24 protein-coding genes are annotated in these 25681 nt (G+C 75.7%); 14 read left to right on the forward strand and 10 right to left on the reverse strand.

Annotated features, from left to right (window positions below; translation table 11 throughout):
• Window positions 1–64: 64 nt before the first annotated feature.
• Window positions 65–1534: a glutamate synthase subunit beta gene (locus tag ACIRS1_RS20805; RefSeq protein ID WP_402841859.1), complete on the reverse strand. Its 1470-nt coding sequence runs from the start codon at window positions 1532–1534 to the stop codon at window positions 65–67.
• Window positions 1535–1984: 450 nt separating this feature from the next.
• Here ACIRS1_RS20805 and ACIRS1_RS20810 point away from each other — a divergent pair, with 450 nt between their 5' ends.
• Entirely contained in the window at window positions 1985–2665 is a 681-nt protein-coding gene (locus ACIRS1_RS20810) for a response regulator transcription factor (RefSeq protein WP_360213693.1), read from the forward strand.
• Complete coding sequence (locus ACIRS1_RS20815; RefSeq protein ID WP_402841862.1) at window positions 2662–4068, forward strand: ATP-binding protein; 1407 nt, start codon at window positions 2662–2664, stop codon at window positions 4066–4068. Before ACIRS1_RS20810 ends, ACIRS1_RS20815 begins: the two co-directional genes overlap by 4 nt.
• Before the next feature lie 279 nt (window positions 4069–4347).
• On the opposite strand, the gene ACIRS1_RS20820 is transcribed toward ACIRS1_RS20815, so the two are convergent.
• Window positions 4348–4671, reverse strand: coding sequence for a hypothetical protein (locus tag ACIRS1_RS20820; protein ID WP_402841864.1), 324 nt, complete (start codon window positions 4669–4671; stop codon window positions 4348–4350).
• A gap of 397 nt (window positions 4672–5068) precedes the next feature.
• On the opposite strand from ACIRS1_RS20820, the gene ACIRS1_RS20825 reads away from it, so the two are divergent.
• A complete protein-coding gene (locus ACIRS1_RS20825; protein ID WP_402842001.1) occupies window positions 5069–6691 on the forward strand; it encodes a cytochrome bc complex cytochrome b subunit in 1623 nt (540 codons plus the stop codon).
• A 73-nt stretch (window positions 6692–6764) separates the two neighbouring features.
• Here ACIRS1_RS20825 and ACIRS1_RS20830 read toward each other — a convergent pair whose 3' ends face one another.
• A complete protein-coding gene (locus ACIRS1_RS20830; protein WP_402841867.1) occupies window positions 6765–7094 on the reverse strand; it encodes a hypothetical protein in 330 nt (109 codons plus the stop codon).
• Window positions 7095–7541: 447 nt separating this feature from the next.
• Here ACIRS1_RS20830 and ACIRS1_RS20835 point away from each other — a divergent pair, with 447 nt between their 5' ends.
• The gene (locus ACIRS1_RS20835; protein WP_402841869.1) at window positions 7542–8198 is read left to right on the forward strand and encodes an NADPH-dependent F420 reductase; all 657 of its coding nucleotides are present in this window, start codon (window positions 7542–7544) and stop codon (window positions 8196–8198) included.
• An 84-nt stretch (window positions 8199–8282) separates the two neighbouring features.
• On the opposite strand, the gene ACIRS1_RS20840 is transcribed toward ACIRS1_RS20835, so the two are convergent.
• A complete protein-coding gene (locus tag ACIRS1_RS20840) occupies window positions 8283–9311 on the reverse strand; it encodes a substrate-binding domain-containing protein (RefSeq protein ID WP_402841871.1) in 1029 nt (342 codons plus the stop codon).
• Between the two features lie 211 nt (window positions 9312–9522).
• On the opposite strand from ACIRS1_RS20840, the gene ACIRS1_RS20845 reads away from it, so the two are divergent.
• Entirely contained in the window at window positions 9523–9960 is a 438-nt protein-coding gene (locus ACIRS1_RS20845) for a YchJ family metal-binding protein (protein ID WP_360213675.1), read from the forward strand.
• A gap of 13 nt (window positions 9961–9973) precedes the next feature.
• Here ACIRS1_RS20845 and ACIRS1_RS20850 read toward each other — a convergent pair whose 3' ends face one another.
• A complete protein-coding gene (locus tag ACIRS1_RS20850; protein WP_402841876.1) occupies window positions 9974–10927 on the reverse strand; it encodes a polysaccharide deacetylase family protein in 954 nt (317 codons plus the stop codon).
• 205 nt (window positions 10928–11132) lie between these two features.
• Here ACIRS1_RS20850 and ACIRS1_RS20855 point away from each other — a divergent pair, with 205 nt between their 5' ends.
• Complete coding sequence (locus tag ACIRS1_RS20855) at window positions 11133–11654, forward strand: GNAT family N-acetyltransferase (RefSeq protein ID WP_402841879.1); 522 nt, start codon at window positions 11133–11135, stop codon at window positions 11652–11654.
• Between the two features lie 57 nt (window positions 11655–11711).
• Here the strand turns inward: ACIRS1_RS20855 and ACIRS1_RS20860 are convergent, their stop codons facing one another.
• Window positions 11712–12605 carry a carbohydrate kinase gene (locus ACIRS1_RS20860; RefSeq protein WP_402841882.1) on the reverse strand — a complete coding sequence of 298 codons (894 nt, stop codon included), beginning with the start codon at window positions 12603–12605 and terminating at the stop codon, window positions 11712–11714.
• 401 nt (window positions 12606–13006) lie between these two features.
• On the opposite strand from ACIRS1_RS20860, the gene ACIRS1_RS20865 reads away from it, so the two are divergent.
• From ACIRS1_RS20865 to ACIRS1_RS20880, 4 genes are all read left to right on the forward strand, one after another.
• Window positions 13007–14524: a M1 family metallopeptidase gene (locus ACIRS1_RS20865; RefSeq protein WP_402841884.1), complete on the forward strand. Its 1518-nt coding sequence runs from the start codon at window positions 13007–13009 to the stop codon at window positions 14522–14524.
• A gap of 412 nt (window positions 14525–14936) precedes the next feature.
• Window positions 14937–15461 (forward strand): SigE family RNA polymerase sigma factor, encoded by a 525-nt coding sequence (locus tag ACIRS1_RS20870; RefSeq protein WP_360213667.1) that lies wholly within the window; start codon window positions 14937–14939, stop codon window positions 15459–15461.
• Window positions 15448–16329 carry a hypothetical protein gene (locus ACIRS1_RS20875; RefSeq protein WP_402841887.1) on the forward strand — a complete coding sequence of 294 codons (882 nt, stop codon included), beginning with the start codon at window positions 15448–15450 and terminating at the stop codon, window positions 16327–16329. The genes ACIRS1_RS20870 and ACIRS1_RS20875 overlap by 14 nt, the downstream gene beginning before the upstream one ends.
• Before the next feature lie 122 nt (window positions 16330–16451).
• Window positions 16452–16883: a nuclear transport factor 2 family protein gene (locus ACIRS1_RS20880; RefSeq protein ID WP_360213663.1), complete on the forward strand. Its 432-nt coding sequence runs from the start codon at window positions 16452–16454 to the stop codon at window positions 16881–16883.
• A gap of 143 nt (window positions 16884–17026) precedes the next feature.
• Here ACIRS1_RS20880 and ACIRS1_RS20885 read toward each other — a convergent pair whose 3' ends face one another.
• The gene (locus tag ACIRS1_RS20885) at window positions 17027–18127 is read right to left on the reverse strand and encodes a chemotaxis protein (protein WP_402841890.1); all 1101 of its coding nucleotides are present in this window, start codon (window positions 18125–18127) and stop codon (window positions 17027–17029) included.
• A 213-nt stretch (window positions 18128–18340) separates the two neighbouring features.
• On the opposite strand from ACIRS1_RS20885, the gene ACIRS1_RS20890 reads away from it, so the two are divergent.
• On the forward strand, window positions 18341–18562 hold the full coding sequence (locus ACIRS1_RS20890) for a hypothetical protein (protein ID WP_360213659.1): 222 nt from the start codon (window positions 18341–18343) through the stop codon (window positions 18560–18562).
• Window positions 18563–18699: 137 nt separating this feature from the next.
• Here ACIRS1_RS20890 and ACIRS1_RS20895 read toward each other — a convergent pair whose 3' ends face one another.
• From ACIRS1_RS20895 to ACIRS1_RS20905, 3 genes are all read right to left on the reverse strand, one after another.
• Window positions 18700–20268, reverse strand: a complete 1569-nt coding sequence (locus tag ACIRS1_RS20895; RefSeq protein WP_402841893.1) for a sigma-70 family RNA polymerase sigma factor — start codon at window positions 20266–20268, stop codon at window positions 18700–18702.
• Between the two features lie 145 nt (window positions 20269–20413).
• The gene (locus tag ACIRS1_RS20900) at window positions 20414–21418 is read right to left on the reverse strand and encodes a CAP domain-containing protein (RefSeq protein WP_402841896.1); all 1005 of its coding nucleotides are present in this window, start codon (window positions 21416–21418) and stop codon (window positions 20414–20416) included.
• Between the two features lie 195 nt (window positions 21419–21613).
• Window positions 21614–22081 (reverse strand): GNAT family N-acetyltransferase, encoded by a 468-nt coding sequence (locus ACIRS1_RS20905; protein ID WP_402841899.1) that lies wholly within the window; start codon window positions 22079–22081, stop codon window positions 21614–21616.
• 234 nt (window positions 22082–22315) lie between these two features.
• Here ACIRS1_RS20905 and ACIRS1_RS20910 point away from each other — a divergent pair, with 234 nt between their 5' ends.
• From ACIRS1_RS20910 to ACIRS1_RS20920, 3 genes are all read left to right on the forward strand, one after another.
• A complete protein-coding gene (locus ACIRS1_RS20910; RefSeq protein WP_402841901.1) occupies window positions 22316–23857 on the forward strand; it encodes an ATP-dependent DNA ligase in 1542 nt (513 codons plus the stop codon).
• Window positions 23858–24052: 195 nt separating this feature from the next.
• A complete protein-coding gene (locus ACIRS1_RS20915; protein ID WP_402841904.1) occupies window positions 24053–24313 on the forward strand; it encodes a ferredoxin in 261 nt (86 codons plus the stop codon).
• 105 nt (window positions 24314–24418) lie between these two features.
• The gene (locus ACIRS1_RS20920; RefSeq protein ID WP_402841907.1) at window positions 24419–25636 is read left to right on the forward strand and encodes a cytochrome P450; all 1218 of its coding nucleotides are present in this window, start codon (window positions 24419–24421) and stop codon (window positions 25634–25636) included.
• The last annotated feature ends 45 nt before the right edge of the window (window positions 25637–25681 follow it).

A 25681-nucleotide genomic window follows, 5' to 3' on the forward strand; every position in this document is an offset into this window, starting at 1 on the left:
GAAGCGGTGCTGCGCCGGTCCCGCCCGCGCCACCGACCTCCTGCGCACCCTGACGGACCGTCGGTCACAGGACGAGGGAGCGGGCCGAGGCTCGGATCGGGGCGGGCAGTTCGGTGGCACCGCGCAGGTAGCGGTCGACGGCGGCGGCGGTGGACCGCCCCTCGGCGATCGCCCAGACCAGCAGGGACTGGCCGCGGCCGGCGTCGCCGGCGACGAAGACGCCCGGGGCGGGCGCCGCGAAGTCGTCGTCCCGCGCCAGGGTGCCGTCCGGGGCGGTGGTCAGGCCGAGTTGGGCGGCGAGCGGCTGGTCCGGGTCCGGTCCGGTGAAGCCGAGGGCGAGGAGGACCAGTTGGGCCGGAAGGGTCCGCCCGGTGCCCGCCCGGGGCGTTCGGTCGGGCGGCTCGGCCTCGGCGACGTGGACGGCCGCCAGCCGGCCGTCCGGACCGGGCCGGAAGCCGAGCGTGGTCGTCGCGAAGATCCGGCCGCCCTCCTCCGCCGTGCCGGACTCCTCGTGCGAGGTGGTCTCCCGGTACAGCTTGGGGTGGGTCGGCCAGGGCTGGCCGGGGGCGCGGTGCGCGGGCGGGCGGACGTTGATGTCGAGTTGGGTGACGGAGGCCGCGCCCTGGCGCAGGGCCGTGCCCAGGCAGTCCGCGGCGGTGTCGCCGCCCCCGACGATCACCACCTGCCGGCCCTCGGCGGAGAGCGGCGGGGCCGGGAGGTCCCCCTCGTCCACCCGGTTCGCCCAGGTCAGGTAGTCGATGGCCTGGTGCACCCCGGGCAGCGCGCGACCGGGGGCGGGCAGCTCGCGGCAGGCCGTCGCGCCGACCGCGACCACCAGCGCGTCGCAGTCGGCCCGCAGCCGGTCCGCCGGGACGTCCCGGCCGACCAGCACCCCGGTGCGGAAGACGGTGCCCTCGGCCCGCATCTGTTCCAGGCGGCGGTCCAGCCGGTGCTTCTCCAGCCGGAACGGCGGGATACCGTAGCGCAGCAGCCCGCCCGGGCGATCGGCCCGCTCGTACACCGTGGTGGCGTGGCCGGCCCGGGTGAGCTGCTGGGCGGCGGCCAGCCCGGCCGGGCCCGAGCCGACCACCGCGACCCGGTGGCCGCTGGCGCGCTCGGCCGGCTGCGGGCAGTCCCAGCCCTCCTCCCAGGCCCGGTCGGCGATCGCCAGCTCGATGTTCTTGATCGTCACCGCGGCGGTGTCGATCGCCAGCACGCAGGCGCTCTCGCAGGGCGCCGGGCAGAGCCGGCCGGTGAACTCGGGGAAGTTGTTGGTGGCCAGCAGCCGGGCCGCCGCGGCCCGCCAGTCCGCCTCCGCCACCAGCCGGTTCCACTCCGGGACGAGGTTGCCGAGCGGGCAGGCGCTGTGGCAGAACGGCAGCCCGCAGTCCATGCACCGGGCCGCCTGCCCGCCCACCACCGGCAGCAGCGCCCCGGGCCGGTAGACCTCCCGGCGGTCCCCCAGCCGCTCCCGCGCGTCCCGCCGCTCCCGCTCCGCGCGCGGGGTGGTCAGGAAGGCCATCCGGTCCGCCATCACGGCCTCCGGCGGTGCGTGCCGACTCGAACCCGGCGGCACGGGCGGCCCGGGCGGTCGCGGAGGGCACCGGCCGGACGCCGGGACGCGCACCGCGGCCGCGTCCGACGGACGCGCCACCGTGTGGCCACCGTACGCCCCCGAACGAGCGCGCGGAAGCTCCCGGCGGCGGCCGGCCCGCGCTCCGCGGTCTGGACGCCGCACCGGCGCCGCTGGCATCGTGCGTCGGTGAGGTCCGGCCGTCTGCTGCGCGCCCCGGCCGGCGGCCGGACGACCGCCCGGCCGCCGCCGTCCGCCGTGCCCGCGGCCACGCCCGCCCGTGCCCCCGGCCCCGCCGACCGCCCGCCCGTGCCGGGCCCGTCCGGGCGCCCGCGGCACCCCGGGGGCGGTCGGCCCCGCGGGCCCGACCCGCCCGAAACCGTCGTGAGCACGCCAGGGAGAATCGGCCCCATGACCCACACCGTGCTGATCGCCGAGGACGATCGGGCCATCCGCGACTCCCTCACCCGCGCCCTCCAACTCGAGGGCTACCGGGTGAGCACCGCCGCGGACGGCGCGCAGACCCTCGCCGCACTCGCCGCACAGCGCCCGGACGTGCTGGTGCTGGACGTGATGATGCCCGGACCGGACGGCCTGGAGGTCTGCCGACGACTGCGCGCGGACGGCGACCGTACCCCGGTGCTGATGCTCACCGCCCGGGTGGACGTCCCGCACCGGATCGCCGGCCTCGACGCCGGGGCCGACGACTACCTGGTCAAGCCCTTCGACGTGGGCGAGCTGTTCGCCCGACTGCGCGCACTGCTGCGCCGCAACCCGCCCGGGCCCGAGGAGGACGTCCTCGCCGTGGCCGACCTGCGGGTCGAGCCGCACGCCCGGCGCGCCTGGCGGGACGGCCACGAGCTGGAGCTCTCCCGCACCGAGTTCGACCTGCTGGAGCTGCTGGTCCGGCACGCCGGCGCGGTGCTCGACCAGGCCACGGTGTACGAGCAGATCTGGGGCTACGACTTCGGCCCCGGCTCGAAGAACCTCGCGGTGTTCATCGGCTACCTGCGCCGCAAGCTCGACCGGCCCGGGCTGGCACCGCTGATCCACACCGTCCGCGGCGTCGGCTACACGCTGCGCGCCTCGTGACCGGCTGGTTCCGGCCGCGGCTGCGGTGGCCGGGCCCGGGGCTGCGGTGGCCCGGCCCGGGGCTGCGCACCACCATCTCGCTGGCGTTCGCCGCGATGGCCGCGCTGGTCGCGGTGTTGATCGGCATGCTCGGCTACCACGCCGCCGCGCGGCTGATCCGGAACGACGAGGGGGCGGACTTCACCGCGGCGCTGCAGGCGGTGCACCAGCAGGTCGGCCGGCAGAAGCTGTTCCCCGGCGACTTCAACGGCTCGGACGGGCTCAGCCCGGACCTCCTGCGCCCGATCCGGGTGACCCCGCAGGCGCTCGGCCCCGACGGCGGGGTGCTGCCCGGCACCGCCCGGATCGACCTCCCGCCCGTCCCGGACGACCGCGAGCTCGCCCGCGCCGACGACCCCGGCCGGACCGCCACGGGACTGCGGCGTGCGGACGGCGACACCTACCGGGTGGCCGTCGTCTCCCTCGGCGGCGGCCGCGGTGCGGTCCAGATCGCCCAGCAACTCGGCCCGACCGAGCACCTGTTGGGGGTCCTGCGGGCCCGCACGGTGCTGTCGGTGGCGGTGGTCGCGGTGCTCGCCGGAGCGGCCGGAGGGCTGCTGGCCCGGCGGGTGACCCGACGGCTGGTCCGGCTCACCGAGGTGGCCGAACTGGTCGCCGCCAGCGGCCGGTTGGACGTCCCGGTGCCGGCCGCCGGGACGGACGAGATCGGCCGCCTCGGCCGGGCCTTCGACCGGATGCTGGACCGGCTGGCCGCGGCCCGGGAGAACCAGCGCCGGCTCGTCCAGGACGCCGGGCACGAGCTCCGCACCCCGCTGACCAGCCTGCGCACCAACCTCGCGGTGCTGCCCAGCCTGGACCGCCTGCCGGCCGCCGAGCGGTCCGCGCTGATGAACGACCTGGCCGAGGAGGCCAGGGAGTTGACGCTGCTGGTGGAGGAGCTGGTGGCGCTCGCCGCGGAGCAGAAGGCGGACGAACAGCCGACCGTCCTGGTGCTGGCCGAGGTCGTCCGCGAGGCCGTCGCGCAGGCCCGGCGGCGCAGCGGACGGCTGATCACCGTGGACGCCGACGACACCTCGGTGACCGCGCGGGCCGAGGCACTGGCCCGCGCGGTGGGGAACCTGCTGGACAACGCCGCCAAGTTCGACCCGGGCGGCACCGCCCCGATCGAGGTGGTGGTGCGCGGTCCCCGGGTCGAGGTGCTGGACCGCGGGCCGGGCATCGCCGAGGCCGACCTCGGCCGGGTCTTCGACCGCTTCTACCGCGCCACCGCCACCCGCAGCCTGCCCGGGTCGGGGCTGGGCCTGGCCATCGTGCACGAGGTGGCCCTCTCGCACGGCGGCACCGCCTTCGCCGCCAACCGGGACGGCGGCGGCGCGGCGATCGGCTTCACCCTCGGTTCCTGACGGACCGGCCGCCCGTCACCGGCCCCGCCCTCCCCGCAACCCTTCACCCGCAGCCCCTCACCGGCCGCCCGCCCCCGCCCGAGGCAGCCGGCTGTCCTGAGCGGCCCGCCGCGGGTGGCGGCGGCGCGGCACAGCCGAACGCCCCGGACACGCGGCCCGGGGCGTTTCCGCTCAGCTTAGGCAAACCTTGGATCCGCCACGGTCAACCGCGCCTCCCGATCGGGTAAGGGTTCGGTATGAGGGGGCCGAACGGCCCAACGCCGCCCCACCCGTCCGCGCTCACCCCCACCACTGCTCGGGAACCCCCTCCGCCTCCGCCGCCACCGTCACCGGCACGGCGGCCGGGGTGACCAGCAGCTCGCCGTCACCGGTCTCGGCCACCAGGTAGCCGCACTCGCGCAGCACGACCGCGGCCGCGCCGCCGACCGCCTCGCGCGCCTCCCGGGAGGGCGGCCCGTCCGCCCCCTCCCCCGGTGACCAGCCGACCACCACGCCCTGGGGGCAGTGGCCGATCCGCAGCCCGGACGGGCCTGACGCGGTGTCGAACCCGGCGCGGGCGAGGGCCGCGGCGACGTCCTCGAAGAGTTCACGGTGATCCACCATTGGCGCAGCGTAGGCCCGCCCCCGCAGGAGGCCCGGACGCGGCGCGCGCCGAAACGGTTCAGCGGCACCCGACCGCAGCATCGCCCCCGTCCGAGCGGCCGATCGGACGTCAGAACCCCCCGTCCGGCCCGACACGAGCCGCCGGACGGGCCGATGGACGTGCACAGTCGGCCCCCTGCCGACAGCATGACAGAGTAAGCGCTTCATCACCCTGAGCAACGGGCCCAGCGGGTCGACCCGCTTCGCGCGCCGGTCCGACCGGCGGGCCCGTATCGAGAGGTCCCATGATCACAACACTTCGCCGGCCGGCGTTCCCGCCGACGGGCCTCCAGCACGGTACGCCGAGGACGCCGGGGAGCCCGTCGTGAGAACCGACCAGCAGTCGCAGCCGGGACCGGTGACCAGCACGCGCGCCAAGCCGGCGAACAAGGCCGAGGCGCTCGCCGACTGGGCCGACGGCCGACTCGGCGTCTACTCCCTGGCCAAGGCCAACCTCCGCAAGATCTTCCCGGACCACTGGTCCTTCATGCTGGGCGAGATCTGCCTGTACACCTTCGTCATCATCATCCTGACCGGCGTCTGGCTGACGCTGTTCTTCAAGCCGAGCATGGCCGAGGTGATCTACGAGGGCTCGTACGTCCCGCTCAGGGGCATCGAGATGTCGGAGGCCTACGCCTCGACCCTCGACATCAGCTTCGACCTGCGCGGCGGCCTGCTGATCCGCCAGATCCACCACTGGTCGGCCATCGTGTTCGTGGCCGCCATGCTCACGCACATGATGCGCGTCTTCTTCACCGGCGCGTTCCGCAAGCCGCGCGAGCTCAACTGGATCTTCGGCGCCGTCCTGCTGTTCCTCGGCATGTTCGACGGCTTCATGGGCTACTCCCTGCCGGACGACCTGCTGTCCGGGACGGGCATCCGGTTCATGGAGGGCGCGATCCTCGCGGTCCCCATCATCGGCACGTACATCCAGTTCTTCGTCTTCGCCGGGCAGTTCCCGGGCATCCTGATCGTGCCCCGGCTGTTCACCGTGCACATCCTGCTGATCCCCGGCATCATGCTGGGCCTCCTGGTGGCCCACCTGATCCTGGTCTTCTACCACAAGCACACCCAGTTCGCGGGCCCCGGACGGACCAACGACAACGTCGTCGGCATGCCCCTGATGCCGGTCTACATGGCGAAGGCCGGCGGGTTCTTCTTCCTGGTCTTCGGCGTCGTCTCGGTGATGGCGGCGATCGCGACGGTCAACCCGATCTGGGCGTACGGGCCGTACCGGCCCGACCAGGTCTCCACCGACGCCCAGCCGGACTGGTACATGGGCTTCTCCGAGGGCCTGATCCGGGTGATGCCCGGCTGGGAGATCAGCGTCTGGGGCGGTCACACGCTGAACCTCGGGGTGTTCGTCCCGCTGATCGTCTTCCCGCTGGTGCTGGTGGCCGTCTGGGGCTACCCGTTCATCGAGGCCTGGGTCACCGGGGACCGCGGCGAGCACCACATCGCCGACCGGCCGCGCAACGCGCCGGTGCGCACCGCCTACGGCGCGGCCTGGATCAGCCTGTACCTCGTCCTGCTCGCCGGCGGCGGCAACGACCTGCTCGCCACCCACTTTCACCTGTCGATCAACGCGATCACCTACGCGGTGCGGATCTGCTTCTTCGCCCTCCCGATCGTCGTCTTCGTGATCACCAAGCGCTGGTGCCTGGGCCTGCAGCGGCGCGACAAGGAGAAGGTGCTGCACGGCCGCGAGACCGGCGTCATCAACCGGCTCCAGCACGGCGAGTTCGTCGAGGTGCACGCCCCGCTCCCGCAGGGCCGGCTGTACACCCTCACCTCGCACGACCAGCCGCAGCCCTCGACCCTGCCGCCCGCGGTGGACGAGAACGGCGTGGCCCGCAAGGCCGGGCTGTTCACCCGCGCCCGGGTGAAGCTGTCCCGCGGCTTCTACGGCGAGGGCAGCCAGATCGCCAAGCCCACCGCCGAGGAGCACGAGGAGATCACCAGCGGCCACGGCCACCACTGAGCACCGCGGACACCGCGGAGGCCCGCTGCGCCGTCACCGGCGCGGCGGGCCCCCGTCGCTCCACGGGCCGGGCTCAGCCCCGCAACGCCGCCGGGACGACCGCGAACAGCGCCGCCGCCATGGTGACGGAGAGGCAGAGCGCGGCCCAGCGGGTGCAGATCCGGCGGCACTCGGCGCGGTAGCGGGCGGCCAGCCGGCGGCAGCGGTCCACCGCGCGGTCGACGACCTCCTCCGCGTAGCGCAGCCGGTCGGCGGCGTAGGCCTGCTCCAGTCCCTCGCGCTCCGCGGCGGGCAGCCACGGGAACTGTCCGGCGAAGGCCCGGGCGTCCCGTTCGGCCGCCGCCACCTCCGCCTCCCAGGCCAGGTAGCCCTCCAGCCGGGCGATCTCCACCCGGGCGTTCACCCGGCCGCCCGCCGGGGCCCCGCTCCGCCGAGGGGTCCGCGCTCCCGGCGGACGCCGTCTGCCACCCATGACCGCTCCTCATGTCCTGTCGGGCCGTCCGGTGCGGACGGCCGGTCGGGCCGCCACACCGCACCCCGGCCGGCCGTCGGCCGGATCGTCACGCGGAGATCGCTCCGCGACCAGGCCACTACTACCAGTGACGAAACGGGGGTGCGGGGCGACTCGCCGAACCTCCGGCCGACCCACGGCGGCCACGGCGCCGGTCCCGCCCCGGGTCCGGGTCGGGGGCGCAACGCCCCCGGCGGGCCCGACGGGCACCCGACCACCGCGGTGTGGTCCACGGACCGTACGGTGATCGCCGACTGAGGCCGGGTCAACTAGGGTCGTCGCCGGGCCGCCCCGCCGTGGGGCGGCCGCTGAGGTCGCACGAGACGGGTGGAGAAGCAAGTGCGCATCGGAATCATCGGCACGGGTGTGGTCGGCCGGACGCTGGGCAGCAAGCTGGTCTCGCTCGGCCACCAGGTGACGCTGGGCTCGCGGAGCAAGGACAACGAGAACGCGGCGGCCTGGGCCGAGCAGGCGGGCGCCGACGGCCACGCCGGCACCTTCGCCGAGGCGGCGGCCTTCGGCGAGGTCGTCCTGAACGCCACCGGCGGGACGGTCGCGGTCGAGGCGCTGCGCGCCGCCGGGGCCGAACACCTGGCCGGGAAGCTGCTGGTCGACGTCTCCAACCCGCTGGTCTTCGGCCCCGACGGCGGGTTGACCCTCGACCCGGTCAACACCGACAGCGTCGGCGAGCGGATCCAGCGCGAGTTCCCCGAGGCCCGGGTGGTCAAGACGCTCAACACCGTGAACTGCGCCGTGATGGTCGACCCGGGGCGCCTCGCCGGCGAGCACAACGTCTTCGTCGCCGGCGACGACGCCGACGCCAAGGCCGAGACGGTCGCGCTGCTGGGCGAGTTCGGCTGGCCGGCCGGGTGGGTCATCGACCTCGGCGACATCACCGGCGCCCGCGCGACCGAGATGATGATGCCGCTCTGGATCCGGATGTACGGGATCCTCGGCACCGGCGACTTCAACTACGCGTTCCAGCGCGCGAAGTGACCTCCCCGGGCTCGCCCCCGCGACCCTGCGCGGGGGCGAGCCCGGCGTTCGCCGAGCGGCCCGGACGCCGAACGCGCGCCTCGACTAGCTCCGCGCGGACGGGCTCGCGGACGCCCGGCCCCGGCCGCTGCCCGGCGTCCGGGTCGGCCCGCCCGGCGCCGCCGGGTCCGGCGGCAGGAACTCCCTGGCGTTGTGCCGCCCCGCCGGGACGAACACCGGCCCGTCCAGCCCCGGCAGCCGGAAGGTGCCGATCCGGGCCTGCGTCCGCGGCTGCAGCAGGTAGTCCTGGAAGGCCTTCGCCCCCGCCTCGTTGACCCCCGCGACCTTCACCGGAGCCACCACCGCCGTCACCATCACCCGCTGCAGCAGCGGGTCGTCCAGCACCAGCGGCACCAGGTCGACCGGGTGCTCGCGCAGGTACTCCCGGAACGGGGTGAGCCCCCAGAGCGTGTACCCGCCGGAGGCGGCGGCCTCGTCCACGGCCGCGCCGGTCGCCAGCCCGCGGTCGCTGAAGACCGACTCGCCCAGGCCGGCCTCGGCCGCCACCGTCCGCATCAGGTAGCGCACGCCGTCGATGTCGTTGACCACCAGGGGCCGGCCGGCGGCGGCGATCCGGCGGAACGCCTCGGCGAGGTCGGCCAGCCCGCGCACCCCGGCCGGGTCCGCCGCCGGCCCGGCCAGGCACATCAGGTTGGCGAGGACCGTCCGCGGCCACTGCACCAGCCCGTCGGTGACCAGCCCGGTGACGTCGCGGTGCCCGAAGTGCGAAAGCACCACGTCGGCCTGCCCGGCCCGGGCCGCGGCGCCGACCTCCTCGGTGACGGTGAGCCGGACCTTCAGGCCGCTCTGCGCCTCGAACTCGGGCAGCAGCACGTCGTACAGCCCGCCGTCGCGCACGGTGGTGACGCTGGTCAGCCGGACGGTGCCGCGGTCGGCCGGGGGCGGAGCGGAGCGCGGCGAGGCGGTCGGCACGGCCGTGGCCGACCGGTCCGCGCCCTGCTCGGGACGCCGGTCGCGGGAACAGCCCGCCAGCGCCGCCATCGGGAGGGCGAGGACCGCCCCCAGCCGGAGGAAACCCCGTCTGCCGTCCGTGCCCGTGCCGCCGGTGCCCATGCGCCGCCCCGCTCCCGCGGCGCACCGGTGGGACCGCCCGGCGTGCGCCGCCGACCGGCCGGGAACACGCCGAATCCTCGCGGACGGGCCGGACGCCGCGGAACTGGTCGATCACCCGACGCGGCCGGCCGCGGCCTGGTCGGTCCACCGGTTGCGGCCCGCGGACGGCCCCCATGCCGGACGCCCGCCGGGAGGGGAGAGAATGGACCGCATGTCCCGACGTCGCCCCGCGCCCCGCGCCGCCTCCGCCGCGCCCCGGCTGCTGCCCTCCTCCCCCTGCCCGTGCGGCCTGACCGCCGCCTACGGCGACTGCTGCGGCCGGCTGCACCGCGGCCTGGCGGCGGCCGGCACCGCCGAGGCGCTGATGCGCTCGAGGTTCAGCGCCTTCGTCGCCCAGGACGAGGCGTACCTGCTGCGCACCTGGCACCCGGACACCCGCCCCGCCGAGGTGGAGTTCGATCCGGGGCTGCGCTGGACCGGGCTGGAGGTGGTCTCCACCACCGACGGCGGCGCCTTCCACGCCGAGGGCACCGTCGCGTTCCGCGCGCACTGGACGGAGGGACGCGAGCAGGGCGTGCTCACCGAGCACAGCCGGTTCGTCCGGCACGAGGGCGCCTGGGTGTACCTGGACGCCCTCTCGCTCGGCTAGGTCCGGACCTCCGCTACAGGTAGTCGTCGAGGCGGCCGAGGGAGAAGCCCTCGGCGGTGACGTCGTTGACGACCTTGCGCAGCAGGTCCGTCATGGAGGCCTTCCAGATGTCGGGGCCCCGGAAGTGCGTGAGGATGATGTCGCCCGGGTGGAGCCTGCGGTCCGAGTACCGCCATTCCATGTGGTCGGGGAAGGCCTCCTCGTTCCACATCGGCACCGCCTCGACCCCGCAGGACGCCGCCGCGCGCAGGGTGTCGTCGTTGTACTCGCCGTACGGGGGGCGGAACAGCCGGGGCCGGACGCCGATCTGCTGCTCCAGCTGGTCCTGCTGGCGGCAGATCTCGCCGCGCTGGGTCTCGTAGTCGAGGACCTTCAGGTTGCGGTGGTTGATGGTGTGGTTGTTGATCTCCACTCCCTGGGCGTGCAGGTCGCGGAAGTAGCCGTAGTTCTCGCGGGCGAGGTAGTCGGAGACGTAGGTGCTGAGCGGGATGCCGAGCTCCGCGGCCATCCGGGAGAACTCCGGGTCCTTCTCGGCACCGTCGTCGACGGTCAGGAAGACCACCTTGTCGTCGGTCGGCACCCGGTACACCACCGGCGGCCGCCCGTCCTTGAGCTTCACGCCCTGCACGGGGGTGAGGACCGCCCTGGTCGCCGGGCGCGGGGGCGTCTTCAGTGGCGGGCGCTCCAGGCCCCAGCGGTGCGCGGTCTCCAGGGCCGCCTGCTGGGCCGCCGCCTGGCGGGCCACCGCCTCGCCGTGGGCCTCCTCCTCGGCGCGGGCCAGGCCCGGCAGCACCGCGGGTGCGACCGCGCGGGCGGCCTTCGCGCTGTTGGCGCCAGCGGGCGCGGCGTCCGGTCGGGCGGGGCTCGCGGGCCCGGCGCAGCCGGCGGCGACGGCGGAGAGGCAGACGGTGGCCAGCAGGCCGGTCCGTACGACCCTGGTGCCGCTCCCCCGCTGATTCCCCCTCAAACCCCCATTAATGTGACGATCTGATGGTCTGTTCATAGACGCACTGCTCCCCAGCAGTGCACCCCCGCCAATCCCCCCGTCACCCGTGCGGGGCAACGACGCGCCGCACTCCTTGCCCGCCCTTTGCCGAACCACGGGTCCCACAGGGGCCGCACGGGCGAAAACCCCGTTGCCGCGGACGTGCGCGACCACCGATCATGCGCCCATGACGACGACCACGCCCCGCGCCACCGACCTCTGGACCGTCACCACGGCCGACGTGTCCGCACCCGAGGCCCTGGACCTGCTGCGCGACTACTACCACGACGTCGCCAACCGCTACTACCGCCTCCACTTCGACCGCGAGGGCGCCCCCGAGGAACTGGCCGCCGGCCTCGCCGGCTCCCCCAGCGACGACCTCGCCGCTCCGGACGGCGCCTTCCTGATCGGCCGTCACGAGGGCACCGCCCACGCCTGCGCCGGACTGCGCCGGCTCGACGCCGACACCGTCGAACTGACCCGCGTCTACGTCCGGCCCGCGCTGCGCGGCACCGGCGGCGGCGCCCGGCTGCTCGCCGCCGTCGAGGACGCCGCCCGCGCCCTCGGCGCCCGCCGCATCGTCCTCGACACCCGCACCGACCTGATCGAGGCCCGCTCGCTCTACCTCCGGCACGGGTACCACGAGATCCCGGCCTACAGCAGCGGCCCGTACGCCCAGGTCTGGTACGGCAAGGAGCTCGCCGGGTAGGCCCCGCCGGGCCCGGGTGCGGCGGGCGGGTCCTGTCGATCTCGCCGGATGGGCCCTCTAGGACGCGGCGGCGGCGAGGGCGGCGGCGAGTTCGGCGGCCGTGGGCGGGTTGGCGCCGGGGCGGGCGACGGTGAGGGCCGCGGCGGTGACGGCCCGGGTGAGGCAGCCCGTGAGGTCCGCGCCGGCCGCGCGGGCGTGCAGCAGCGCCGCCATGAACGCGTCCCCGGCGCCGACGGTGTCGGCGACGGCCACCGGTACGGCCCCCGCCCGGACCAGTCCGCCACCGGGGGCCAGCGCGAAGGCCCCGTCGGCTCCGAGGGTCACCGCGACCACCGACGGGCCGAGCGCGAGCCAGCGTTCCGCCACCGCCTCCGCTGCCTCGCCCGGATAGAGCCAGGCCAGGTCCTCGTCACTCGCCTTGACCACGTCGCTCAGCGCCACCCAGCGCTCCACCCGCCGCACGGCCCGCTCCCGCCCGCCCATCAGCGCGGGGCGAACGTTCGGGTCGTAGCTGATCTGCGCCCGGCCGTGCCACCGCTCGACCAGGTCGAGCACCGCGGCGGCGCCCGGGTCGGTGACCGCGGCGATCGACCCGAGGTGGATCGCCGCCGGGGGGTCGACCGGCTCGGTGGGCGGCAGCGTCCAGCCGATGTCGAAGGTGTACCGGGCCCGCCCCCGACCGTCGAGCCGCACCACGGCCGACGGCGTCCGGGCCACCTCGGCGGCCCGCACCCGCACCCCGGCCGACTCCAGGTGAGCCCGGATCAGCCGGCCGTTGGCGTCCGCCCCGAGTTCGGTGAGCAGGGTGGCCGGGTGCCCCAGTCTGGCCAGCCCGTAGGCGACGTTCGCCGGGCTACCGCCGGGGTGGACCACGTCCGGGGCACCGTCCGATCGGACGACGTCGGCGACGCACTCGCCGATCACCAGGACGTGCGGATCGGGGGTGGTCACGGCGGCTCCTGGCATCCGGTACGCGGGCGGCGTCTCGCTCGCCAGCCTACGGGCTGCACGCGGGCACGAGGAACGGCCGCCGGACCTGGCCAGGTTCTCCGACGGCCGTGGCCCCGTCCGTCAGGGGACGAAGCACTTCGAACGCTATCCGGCCCGCGACGGGGCCGCCAGCACGGTGGGCCGTCCGGGGGACGACCGCGTGTCGCCGGCCCTCCGGGAAAGCCGCCCGCAGGGCGCCCTCGGTCCACTAGGGTCTGTGCCCGGTGCGTCGCACACGCACCGCGGCCCGGGGGGGCGGGGGGCCGCACGACCACCCCACCGCACGACGCCTCGACCACGCCGGCGGATCCCCGCGCCCGGCCCAGCTGCCAGGTCTCCCGGCACCAGCACCCGGAAGTACGGTGATCACCCTGCCCAGGCCCCGCGCCGGTCTCCTCGTGGCGCTCGCGTTCAGTGCGTCGCTGCTCTCCGCCAGCGTCCCGACGGCCACCGCGGCGGACGGCCTGGGCGATCCGGTCTTCCCCTCCCTGGGCAACACCGGCTACGACGCGCTCGCCTACGACCTCTCGTTCGACTACCGGGCCGACACCCGCACCGTGGACGCCACCGCGGTGATCACCGCCCGACCGTCCCGCACCCTGCGGAGCCTGCGGCTGGACGCGCTCGGCCTGACCGTGCGCGCCGTCCGGGTCGACGGGCGCCCGGCCGGGTTCACCGTCCGCGACGCCAAGCTGACGGTCGCTCCGCCGCGGCCGCTGCACCCCGGGGCGGCCGTGCAGGTGGCGGTGGACTACTCCGCCGACCCGCACGCCCGGCGCCCGCACAGCGGCTGGGTCCCCACCGCGAACGGCTTCGCGTTGGCCGGCCAGCCGGACGGCGCGCACACCGTCTTCCCGTGCAACGACCACCCGAGCGACAAGGCCCGCTTCACCGTCGCCGTCACCGCACCCGACCCCCTGCTGGGCGTCGCCAACGGGGAACTGACGGCGACCGAACGGCTCGGCGACGGCCGGACCACCCGCCGGTACGTCTCCCGCGAGCCGATGGCCACCGAACTCCTCCAGGTCTCGGTCGGCGACTACACGGTGCGCGAACGCCCCGGCCCGGGCGGCCTGCCGCTGCGCGACGTCGTCCCGACCGCCCGCGCCGCCGAGCTCGAACCGGCCCTCGCGCTCACCGCCGACCAGCTCGCCTGGGCCGAGCGGCACCTCGGGGCGTTCCCGTTCGAGAGCTACGGACTGCTGCCCGCCGACACCGACGACCCGGCCGCCTTCGGCTTCACCGGCCTGGAGACCCAGACGCTCACCCTCTACAAGCCGGACTTCCTGCGCCGGCCGGAGTCCGCGATCGGCTCGCACATGATGCACGAGCTGGTGCACTCCTGGTACGGCGACAGCGTCTCCCCGGCCACCTGGGCGGACCTCTGGCTCAACGAGGGGCACGCCGACTTCTACGCGCTGACGTACCGCTACGAGCGCGGCTGGCCCGACGCCTCGGGCCACACCACCCTGGTCGACCGGATGCGCGAGGTCTACGGCCTCGGCGACCAGTGGCGCCACGACTCCGGCCCGGTCGCCGCACCCGGCGCCGACGACCTCTTCGACAGCCAGCGCTACACCGGCGGCGCCCTGGTCCTGTTCGCGCTGCGCGAGCGGGTCGGCGCGGAGACCTTCGACCGGATCGAGCGCACCTTCCTGCGCGAGCACCGCCACGCCACCGCCTCCACCCGCGACTACCTCCGGACCGCCTCCGAGGTCTCCGGGCAGGACCTCACCGGCTTCCTCACCGACTGGCTGTACGGGCGGCGCACCCCGCCGATGCCCGGTCACCCCGACTGGACTGTCACCCCGGTGGGCCGGGCGCCGTCCGCCGCCCACGGGCTCCCCGGCGGGGTGCCGCAGGGCTCGGGGACGCTCTGACGCCCTCCCCCGCACGCCCTCGCTCCCGGTCGCGCCGCGACGTGCCCCCGGGCGCCCGGTGCGCGCCCTTGGTCCCCCGGGCGGGGCGGGCCATCGTGGTGGCACGGCCCGCCCGCCGCCCGGCCGAGTCCCGGCCGGCTCGCGGGCCGTCCAGCTCCCCGGACCAGGACCGGTCGTCGTCCCCGTCACCGGACCCGGGCGCCGCGCACGCACGGTTCCGGGCGCCGCGCGCCACCGTTCCGGGCCGTGTACCGCGGGCCGGTCCGGACCGCCGGAAAATTCTCCGCGCCGACGGGCAACCGAAAGCGCCGCCCATCGCGTTCAGCAGCCGTGAGAAGCACACCACGACCGCGGCCCGCCGGGCCGCCACGACCGACGGGAACGGCGCGGACACCATGGCGGGGACGGCACGATGAGCGATGCGAATCCGGACTTCGAGGAGTTCGTCGCCGCCTGCGGCCCGAAGCTGCTCCGGGTGGCCTGGCTGCTGACCGGCGACCCGCACCAGGCCGAGGACCTGCTGCAGACCGCGTTCGCCCGGGTCTGGCCCAAGTGGGACCGGGTCGCCATCGACCGGCCCGAGGCCTACACCCGCAAGGTGCTGGTCAACTGCCACGTCTCGTGGTGGCGCCGGCGCTGGACCGGCGAGCTGCCGCACGGCGAGCTGCCGGAGCCCGTCCCGACGGGCGGGGACCCGTACGAGGAGGTCGTGGTCGAGCAGGTGGTCGCCCAGGCCGTCCGGGCGCTGCCGCCGCGTCAGCGGGCGGTCGTGGTGCTGCGCTACTTCGAGGACCTCAGCGTGGAGGAGACCGCCGAGGTGCTCCGCTGCAGCACCGGCACGGTCAAGAGTCAGACGCACCGGGCGCTGTCCGTGCTGCGCGGCCGGCTGCCCAGCCGGGAACTGCTGCTCACCGGGGGACCTCGTGACCGGTACTGACCCGCTCGACGCGTACGGCCGCGCGGGCGGCGAGGACGACTGGGGCGACCGCGACGGGGCCGCGGAGGAGGAACTGCGGATTCTGCTCCAGCGGGCCGTACCGGCGCTGGACGACCCGGCGGACCGGATGGAGCGGATCCGGGCCCGGGCCGCCCGGGTCCGGCGCAGGCGGCGGGCCGCCGCGCTCGCGGCCGGGCTGACCGGCGGGCTGCTCGTCGCGGCGCTGGTGGCCGCGCCGGCGATCGCTCCCGCACCGGACCGGGGGACGGCGCTGCGGCCTGCCGGGCCGGTGTCGGCACCCGCCTCGGCCTCACCCTCCGACGGCCCGACCGTCCCGGACGAGCTCGTCGGGATCACCATCGGCCTGCGGGAGTGGAACGTCGTCGCCCGCGTCCCGCAGGGCTGGTTCTCCCAGGCCTCCGACGCCGACGACCCGGAGGGCGGCGTCCTGCTGACCGATCCGCCGGGCCAGTCGCCGCAGGCCACCGCGCAGTCCGGCCCCCCGACACCCTGCCCGACGACGGAGTCCGACGCGTGCCGGCTGCCGAAGCTGCTCCCGGTCGACGGGGCCGTGCTGTCCTTCCTGAAGGTGGACGACCCGGGCCTGGTCGGGAAGGTCGCCGCCGAGCCGGCCACCGCCCGCGAGCGGGCGCCGGAGAAGCCGTGCCTGGTGCGGGGCGGCAACCGGGAGTTCGTCGGCCACACGCTCATCACCCGGCCGGGCGCGCGGGCAGCGCTCATCGAGCTGACGGTGTGCCTGCGGCAGCCGTCCGACGCCACCGTGGGGTTGGTCCAGCCGGTGCTGGACTCGATCCAGGCCGTCGGGGGGGCGACCCCTTCGCGGGGCACCCCCGCCCCCCTCGGCTGACCCGGCCGTCCGCCGGGGCTTCACGGTCCCTGCCGGGACCGGCCGGCGCCCGCCGGGGACGGATTGTCAGTGGGCCCTGCTAGCGTCCTGAACACAATCGGAGAACGAACGGGGGTCTTCTCATGGGTGCGGAGCTGCGGGGGGTCGGAGCCGGTGTCTACGACCGGTGGACGGCGCTGTGGAACGGCGAGCTGCGGCTCGCCGCGGAGATCATGGCACCCGAGTTCACGCTGCGGTACGCGCAGGCGGGGACGGAGGTGTTCGACGAGGTGCGGACGCCGGAGCGGCTGGCCGAGGTGATCGCCCAGTGGCGTGCCATGCGCGGTCCGGGGCTGCGCTTCGAGGCCGAGGGCGTCGCGGTGGTCGACCTCGAACCGGCCGGCGGCACGGTCTCCGGCCTGGTGGCCCGGCCGTACCGGGCGAGTTTCGTCGACGCGGACGGCGCGGTGGTGGCCAGGAGCGGTACGGATACCCTGCGGATCACCGACGGGCTGATAACCGAGGTGTGGTCCGTCTCCTCCGGCGCCGCCGGGCGGACGTTCTACCCGGGCTGACCGGCTGGCCGGGCCGCCGGTGTGACACGGCCGTGCGGGCCCCGACGTGTCGGGGCCCGCACCACGGGGCCGCGTCGGCACCGCCCGACGGTGGTGGCCGGAGGCCGGGCTGACCGGTGCCGGGAGGGTCGCGGCCGGGCGGGTCAGTACCGCAGGACGGCGGCGATGCGGCCGCGGGACGCGAGGTCGCCGGTGGGGACGAACTGCACCTTGGCGCCGGTGTCGAGAGCACGCTCGACGATCTCGTCGACCATGTCCTCGCGGACGTCGGGCTCACCGGCGGGCGCCGGGACGAGGTGGTTGTCCGTCACCCGGACGGGCTCCCAGTAGTCCTCCTCGACCACGACCACGGCGGCCCGGCCCTCGCTGACGGACTGCCAGACCTCGTCCATGCCGGCGGCCAGGCCCTTCACGCCCTGGGCCTGGTCCAGGCGCTCCTGCAGCTCGGTCACCGCCCTGCGGCCCTGCTCGGCGACGGCTGCCCGGACGGCCTCCGCCACCGCGGCGGCGGAGGCGTGGCCGAGGCCGCCGCGGGAGACCTGGGCGGCGGCCCGCTTGGCGGCGCCGCCGACCTCGTCGAGCAGCGAGAGCGCCGCCGCCTCGCCGAGCACGAAGAGCGGCCGGTTGTCCGCCTCCAGCACGGCGGCCAGCGCGGTGTCGGCTGAGCGCAGGAAGCGGCGGGTCTCCTCGTCGCGGAAGGTGCTCGGCACGTCCCCGATCCGTTCCTGGCGCTCGACGTCCCAGTCGGGCCGGACGTGGTCGACGGGGAAGCCTCCCCCGGTGTGCTCGACCAGGGTCGTCCCGCTCCCCCCGAACAGGGCGGCGCGGTCGGCGGCCACGGTCAGCACCCAGAAGGGCGCACCCCCGGCGTGGGCGGCGACCAGGTTGCGGGTCAGGAAGGTGTCCGACACCACGACCCGGGCCGGCACCGGGCGCGGCAGGGACCACACCTGGTACTCGCCGGGCGCCGCGAAGATCACCAGGCCGTCCTCGGCGTGCACGAGGTCGACCTCGGTGAGCGCGCGGTCCAGCTGTTCGACGACGTCCAGCCGGTCGGCCCGGCTGACGGCCTCGTCGGCGTGCAACCGGTTCTTCGCCTCGGCGACGAGGTTGCGCAGACGGACCGGGTCCTGGCTGTTTTCGGGCTCGCTGCGGTGGGTGGGCAGCAGGACGGAGACGGCCGGGTAGCGCCGGGGGCGGCGCAGCTCGGCGAGGACGGCCGGGGAGAGCTCGGCTGCGTGCATCGGTTGCCCTTCGTGTCGCGGTGGAGGTCCTGACAGGTCCTGGCGGCGACTCCGACACACGGCGAATCGACCGATTTGCCGGAATCGTTCCCGACCCCTCCCCATCCCACCGCCCTCCCATACCTCCCGCCACCGGAAAGGTCGCCCGGCGTCGGCCCCGACCCGTAACCCGGGCGGCCCAGTCTCGTTGGGCCTGCCATGAAGAAGCGCAGCATGCTTGCCGTTGCCTCGCTCGCCGTGGGCTTCGTCGCCTCGCTGACCGCGCCGAGCGCGCACGCCAGCGCCGTCGGGGGGCAGGACGGTACGCCCGGGCCGTCGACGAGCGCGCCCGACGCGCTGCCCGGGCAGGTCGGGGACGCCGGGGGCGTCGTCGGCGAGGCCACCGGGTTCGTGACCGGGTCCGCGGACGGCCTGGTCGGGGTCACCCCCGCCTAGCGAGGCCGCCCTCCGGCCCGTCTCCCACCGCCCCACCGCCCCACCGCCCCTCCCCTCCGGCCACAGCGGCTCCGGCCGGGGGCTTTCCGGCCACGGCGGGCCCGACCGGGCCCGCCCCGGCCCGGCCGGCCGGGGCGTCAGCTCAGCGGCGCGCCCAGGTCCTGGGTCCAGTAGCCGCCGGCCGGGCCGGTGGCCACACCGACGCCGACGTCCTTGAAGCCGCAGTCCAGCATGTTGGACTGGTGGATGCCGCCGTCCATCCAGCGCGTGAACACCACGGCGGGCGCGGTCGGCCCCCGGTCGAGGTTCTCGCCCCACTGGGACCAGCGGTAGCCGGCCGCGGTGATCCTGGCGTCGGTGCGGACCCCGTCGGGGTTGACGTGGTCGAAGAACCCGCGCGCGACCATGTCCTCGGCGTGCTTCTGGGCGGCGGCGTGCAGCCGGGGGTCGATCCGCAGCGGGGCGCAGCCGACCTTGGCGCGCTCGGCGTTGACCAGGTCGACGAGCTGCCGCTCCGGGCTGGGCGGCGGGGCCGCGACCGACCGGGTGGCGGTGGGCGTCGCACTGGGCGTGGGCGTGCCGGTGGGAGTGTCGGTGGGCGTCGGCGCGGGCGCCGGCGTGGCGGCGAGGGTGACCGGGGCGGCGACCGGGGTGGCGGTGGCCGTCGGGGTGTCCACCACCGGGGTGTCGAGGGCGGCGGCCGGGGTGGTGGGCTCGGGAGCCGCCTCGACCGGGGTCTCGGCGGGGCGCGACCAGACCAGGGCGAGGGTGGTGACGGCCACCACCGCGACCGCCCCGCTCGCCAGGACGGCCTTGCGGGCTGCCGTCCCGGCCCAGCCGCCGTGGGCGCCCGCGGCGCCGTGGCCGGCGGCGGAGCCCTGGGCGCCGGCGACGGTGGCGGCGGTGTGCTGGAAGTGCAGCAGTGCGGGCGAGTCGAACGGGATCGGGACGAGGGCGAGGCCGGCCAGCAGTCCTTCGGCGGGGAAGAGGTCGCGGCCGAGCCGGTCGCAGGTGACGCAGCTGCGGATGTGGCGGGCGATGCGCTTGCGCCACACGGAGTTCGGGGTGCCGTCGAACCCGACGGTGACCTCGGCGAGTTCGGGGCATCGGGGGTAGGCGCCGAGGGCCCGGACGACGACCCGGCCGGCTTCGAGCTGCTTCTTCATCCGCTGGACCCGGACGGCGGTGTGCTGCGGGCTCAGGTCGAGGGATTCGGCGAGCTCGGCGCGGGTGAGCTCGCCGCTGGCCTCCAGCCACCAGAGGGAGAGCAGTTCGCGGTCGTCGGGGTCGAGCCAGCGGGTGGCCTCGGCGACCTCCCGGCGCTGGCCGGAGAGGCCGAGGCGCAGGATGGTGAGGTCGGTGAAGTCGGCCCGCGGGTCCGGGACCTCCCAGGTCTCGTCGAGGCCGCCGACGGTGGGCTGCTGCTGCCCGGCGGCGTGGCGCCGGCGGACCTGGTTCATGGTGATGGCGACCAACCAGGACCGGAAGCAGTCCGGGTCGCGCAGCCCGTCGAGGCCGTCCAGGGCGCGGATCATCGTCTCCTGGGCGACGTCGTCGACGTCGGCGTGGCCGCCGAGGGCGCGGCCGGCCACGTTGTAGACGAGCGGCAGCCAGGCGGCGACCAGCGCCTCCTGCGCCTGCCGGTCGCCCGCCTGGGCCGCGCGTACCAGGGTGGTCCCGGTCCTGTTCTGCACGTCAGCGTTCATGGTCCGCACTCCGTCTTGCCGTGTTCCGTCCGCCGATGCCTCCTCGGAGACCCGTGGGGAGTGATCAGATAACAACAATGTTCGCGGAATCGGAAAATCGGCCTGGACCAAGGGGTCGGACCCGAGGCTGGACCAAGCGGGCCGATCAGGCCGGGGCGGCGAAGACCTGGGTCCACCACGGACCGCCGGACCCGGTCCGCACGCCCACCCCGAGCTGCTTGAACGCGCAGTTCAGGATGTTCGCGCGGTGGCCCGGGCTGTTCATCCAGGCGTCCATCACCGCGGCCGGGTCCTGCTGGCCGCGGGCGATGTTCTCGCCCCAGGTGCTCCAGCGGTAGCCGACCGCCTCGATCCGGTGGTCGGCGTGGTACCCCTCGGGGCTGGCGTGGTCGAAGTAGTTGCGGTTCGCCATGTCGTCGCTGTGTGACTGGGCGGCGCTGGCCAGCCGGGACTCGGCGGTGACCGGGCCGCAACCGGCCTTGGCGCGTTCGGCGTTGACCAGGTCGACGACCTGCTGGGCGTACGAGGGGGAGGCGCCGCCGCCCACCGGAGCGGGCGCAGCGGTGCTCGCGGCGGCGGATCCGCCGCTGCGCTGCGTGCCGGTCGGGGTGCCGGTGGACTTGGCGGTGGCGGTCGGGCTCGGCTTCGTGGTGGCGGTCGGGCTCGTGGTGGCGGTCGCGGTGGCGGTGGGCGAGGGCGTAGCGGTCGCGGTCGGGGAGGCCGGGGCGGTGGAGCCGGTCGGGGTCGGCGCCGGCTCGGTGGCGGACATGTTGACCGGGGCTCCGGACGCGCCGAAGTCGGCTCCCCCGGCGCCCGGCACCTGGATGCCGTCGTGCGTGCCGGCCTCCGCGGCGATCAGCGCGGCCGCCACCGCCTCCTGGCCCGCCTGGTCGCGGTCGGTCTGCTTGCCGCCGTACGCCGCGTAGCCGGCCCCGGCGAGGGCGGCGAGCAGCCCGGTGCCCGCCACCGCGGCGACGACCGCGGTGACCGGTCCGAGCGGGCCGCGCCTCCGGCCCCTTCGGCTCCGGCCTCCGTGGTGTTCCGCGTGCCGCTGGGCGGCCCGGCGGGCGGAGCGTCCGGGCGCTCCGCCCCGCACGCCCCCCTCGGCGCCGTTCGCCGGGAGGATGGTCGTCCTGTCGTCGCTGTTCACGTGGCCACGCTTTCTGTCCGGGTCGGCCGTCGGGTGCCGACACCTGGGAGACCCTCCGGCGGCGCGCGGATAACAGAAAGTCCGAACGAATGTCCGGCGGAGTCGTCACGTGCCCGGTCCCGCCGCGGTCCGCGGCGGCGCGGGCGCCCGGCGACACGCCGCCGCGGTGGACCGGCGGCCGGTGGGGCTGGCGGATCAGGACTGGTCGGGGGCCATGTCGTAGGTGACGAACATCGTCCGGGTGGCCACCTGGTCGTACTTGCTGCGGGCCCGGTGGTTGTCGTCCGCGGTGATCCAGCGGACGGTGGTCCAACCGCGCTCGGCGGCGATCTCCCGCAGGCGCGCCAGCAGCTCGTCCACCGCACCGCCGCCGCGCACCCCGGGGGCGACGAACAGGTCGTCCAGGAAACCGCCGACGGCGCCGTGCAGGGGGCGCGAGAACGGGCGGTAGTGGGCCAGGCCGACCGGCGTCCCCCCGGCGTCGCGGACCAGCAGGCCCGACAGCTCGTGCTCCGGGTCGGTGAGCCAGGACCAGACCAGTTCGGCCTTCTGCTCCGGCATCGGCACCCGGTAGAACGCGCAGTAGCCGCGGAAGAGTTCGCGCCAGGCGGGGTAGTCGGCGGCTTCCGGCGCACCGACGGTCCAGCGGGTGGTGGTGGTCAACTCGGTCTCCTCGGTCGGGCGGGCCCGGGATCGCCGGGCCGCGTGTGGCGCCAGCATGACGGCCCGTCGGCCCCGCGCCGATCTCCGCCGCGGACAGGACCGACCGTCCGCGTACTCCACTCCGGCGGTGTACCGGATGCGCGCCGCCGTGCGGGGCCCGCCGCGGTCGCCGATCCTGGACCAGGCCGCCCGGATCCGTCGGCGGCCGCACCGGGACCACCCGAGGAGCGCCTCATGCGGCTGCGGCACCTGGCCCTCACCTCCCGCGCCGTGGCGGCCGAACCCGGACGGCGGGCCAAGACCACGCTGCTCGCGGACTGCCTGCGCGAGCTGGGCCCGGCCGAGGCCCCGTCGGCGGTGGCCCTGCTCTCGGGCGAGTCGCAGCGGCTGCGCACCGGGATCGGCCCGGCCGGCCTGCGCGACCTGCCGCCGCCCGCCGCCGGGGCCTCCCTCGGCGTGCGGGAGACCGAACGGGAGCTGGAGCGGATCGCCGCGGTGCACGGGACGGGCGCGCAGGCCGAGCGGCGGCGGCTGCTCACCGGGCTCTTCGCGCGGGCGACGGAGGTCGAGCAGGCGTTCCTGCGCGCGGTGCTGGTCGGCGACCTGCGCCAAGGCGCGCTGGACGCGGTGGTCGGCGACGCCGTCGCACTGGCCGCCGGGGTGCCGGCGGCGGAGGTGCGGCGGGCGCTGATGTTCCGCGGCTCGGCCCGCGCGGTGGCCGAGGCCGCGCTGAGCGGCGGGGTGCCCGCGCTGACGGCGTTCCGGTTGGAGGTCGGCCGGGCCGTGCGGCCGATGCTCGCCGCCTCCGCGCCGGACGTGGTCTCGGCCCTGGAGCGCACCGGGCCGGCCGCCCTGGAGTGGAAGCTGGACGGCATCCGGATCCAGGTGCACCGGGACGGCGGGGAGGTCGCGGTGTTCACCCGCGGCCTGGACGACATCACCGCGCGCGTCCCCGAGGTGGTCGAGGCCGCGCTCGCCCTGCCGCTGCGCTCCGCGGTGCTGGACGGCGAGGCGATCGCGCTCGGGCCCGACGGACGGCCGCGCCCGTTCCAGGAGACCGCCGCGCGCACCGCGTCCCGCCGGGATCCGGACCGGCTGCGGGCCGAGGTCCCGCTCCACGCCTACTTCTTCGACCTGCTGCACCGGGACGGCGAGGACCTGGTGGACCGACCGGGCCGGGAGCGCTGGACGGCGCTCGCCGAGGCGGTCCCGGACGGCCTGCGGGTGGCCAGGACGGAGACCGGCGACACCGAGCGGGCCCTGGCGTTCTTCCGCGACACCCTGGCGCTCGGCCACGAGGGCGTGCTGGTCAAGGACCAGGCGGCCGGCTACGCCGCCGGACGCCGCGGGGCAGGATGGATCAAGGTGAAGCCCCGGCACACCCTGGACCTGGTGGTGCTGGCCGCCGAGTGGGGCAGCGGGCGGCGGCGCGGGTTCCTCAGCAACCTGCACCTGGGCGCCCGGGCGGCGGACGAACCCGGGGCCGCCCCCTGGGTGATGCTCGGCAAGACCTTCAAGGGGCTCACCGACGAGGTACTCGCCTGGCAGACCGCCGAACTCCTGGCCCGCGAGACGGACCGGGACGACTGGACGGTTCGGGTCCGACCGGAACTGGTCGTGGAGATCGCCTTCGACGGCGTCCAGCGCAGCCCCCGCTACCCGGCCGGGCTGGCCCTGCGGTTCGCCCGGGTGGTGCGCTACCGGCCGGACAAGACCGCGGCCGAGGCCGACACCCTCGCCGCCGTCCGGGAAATCGCGGCCGCAGAGGGGCTGTGAACCGTACGTTGACGGAGTAACGTCAATTCAAACCTCCGGTACCGCGGTCGAGTTCCGAACCCGTACCGAATCGGCCAATCTGGACGATCCCGGCACCGCACCCTCCGTGGACGCAGGACTGGCGGTTAGGTTGGCAATGACAACGAGAGGCGGCCGCCGGGCGCCCGGCGCCGCCCTGGCGAGAGGTGCCCACCCATGCAGGTGAGCGTCGACCGGGACCGCTGCTGCAGCTCCGGCATGTGCGTCATGAACGCCCCCGAGATCTTCGACCAGGACGACCGGGACAGTCTGGTGAGGCTCCGTCAGACCGAGTTCCGGCCCGAGCAGTTCGCGGTGCTGAGACTCGCGGCCCAGCTCTGCCCCGGCGGCGCGATCAGCGTCGTCGAGCCCGCGCCGGGGACCGGGTCCGAGCACGCGGTGGAGGCCGAGCCGCAGCCGGCCGCGGACGCGGGCTGACCGCGGGCGCCGGCCCGCCGGCGCCCCGGACCGCCACCGGATCACGACATCACTCACGACACCCGATTCCCCCACCGAGGACACGCGACGCAAGGAGACCCCACCTTGACGAGCACACCCACCACCCGGGCCGTGCCGATGCCGGCCCCGCGCGACACCGGCTGCCCGTTCAGCCCGCCGCCCGCCTACACCGAGGCCGCCGCGACCGCGGCCGTCACCCGCGCCGACCTGCCGGGCGGCGAGTCCTGCTGGCTCGCCACCGGCTACGCCGAGGTCCGCACCGTGCTGTCCGACCGCCGGTTCAGCGCGGACATCCGCCACCCGGCCTTCCCGATGCTGGTGGCCGGCCGCCGGGAGCTGATCCTTGCCAGTCCCCCCAGCTTCCTGCGGCTCGACGACCCCGAGCACGCCCGGCAGCGCCGGATGGTCACCGGCGACTTCCTGGTCAAGCGGGTCGAGGCGATGCGCCCCGGCATCCAGCGGATCGTCGACGAGGCGCTCGACCGGATGACCGGGGGCAGGGACGGGGCCGACCTCGTCGCCGACTTCGCCCTGCCCGTCCCCTCGCTGGTGATCTGCCTGCTGCTGGGCGTCCCGTACCAGGACCGGGACCGCTTCCAGGGCCTCAGCCGGACGCTGCTCAGCAAGCACAGCCCGGTCGAGGAGGTCTCCGCCGCCCAGGACGAGCTGCTGGACTACCTCGGCGACCTCACCTCCCGCAAGCGGGAGGAGCCGGGCGAGGACATCCTCAGCCGGCTCGCCGTCCGGGACGACCTCACCCCGCGCGAGGTCGCCGCCACCGGCCTGCTGCTGCTGATCGCGGGGCACGAGACGACCGCGAACATGATCGCGCTGTCCACCGCCCTGCTGCTCGAACAGCCCGACCAGATCCCCCGGCTCGCCGATCCCGCCGCGCTGCCCGGCGCGGTGGAGGAGCTGCTGCGCCACCTCACCATCGTGGACAGCGGACTGCCCCGGGTGGCGCTGGAGGACGTCGAGCTCGGCGGCACCCTGATCCGGGCCGGGGAGGGCGTGATCGCGCTGCTCTCCACCGCCAACCAGGACGAGGAGCTCTTCGGCGGCGCCGACCGACGACCGGTCCACGAGCTCGACCTGGACCGGGACGCCAGGCGGCACATGGCCTTCGGCTTCGGCGTGCACCAGTGCCTCGGACAGCCGCTGGCCCGCGCGGAGCTCCAGATCGCCCTGGCCACGCTCTTCCGTCGGCTGCCCGGCCTGCGGCTGTCGGCCCCGCGGGAGGAGCTGGAGTTCCGCTCCGAGGCGCTCATCTACGGGATGCGGTCCCTGCCCGTCACCTGGTGACGCTCGCGGCGGACGGCGGGGCACCGCACGGCCGGGCACCGCACG

Origin of the sequence: Kitasatospora sp. NPDC101176, assembly GCF_044768035.1 — a bacterium.
Classification (GTDB): Bacteria; Actinomycetota; Actinomycetes; order Streptomycetales; family Streptomycetaceae; genus Kitasatospora.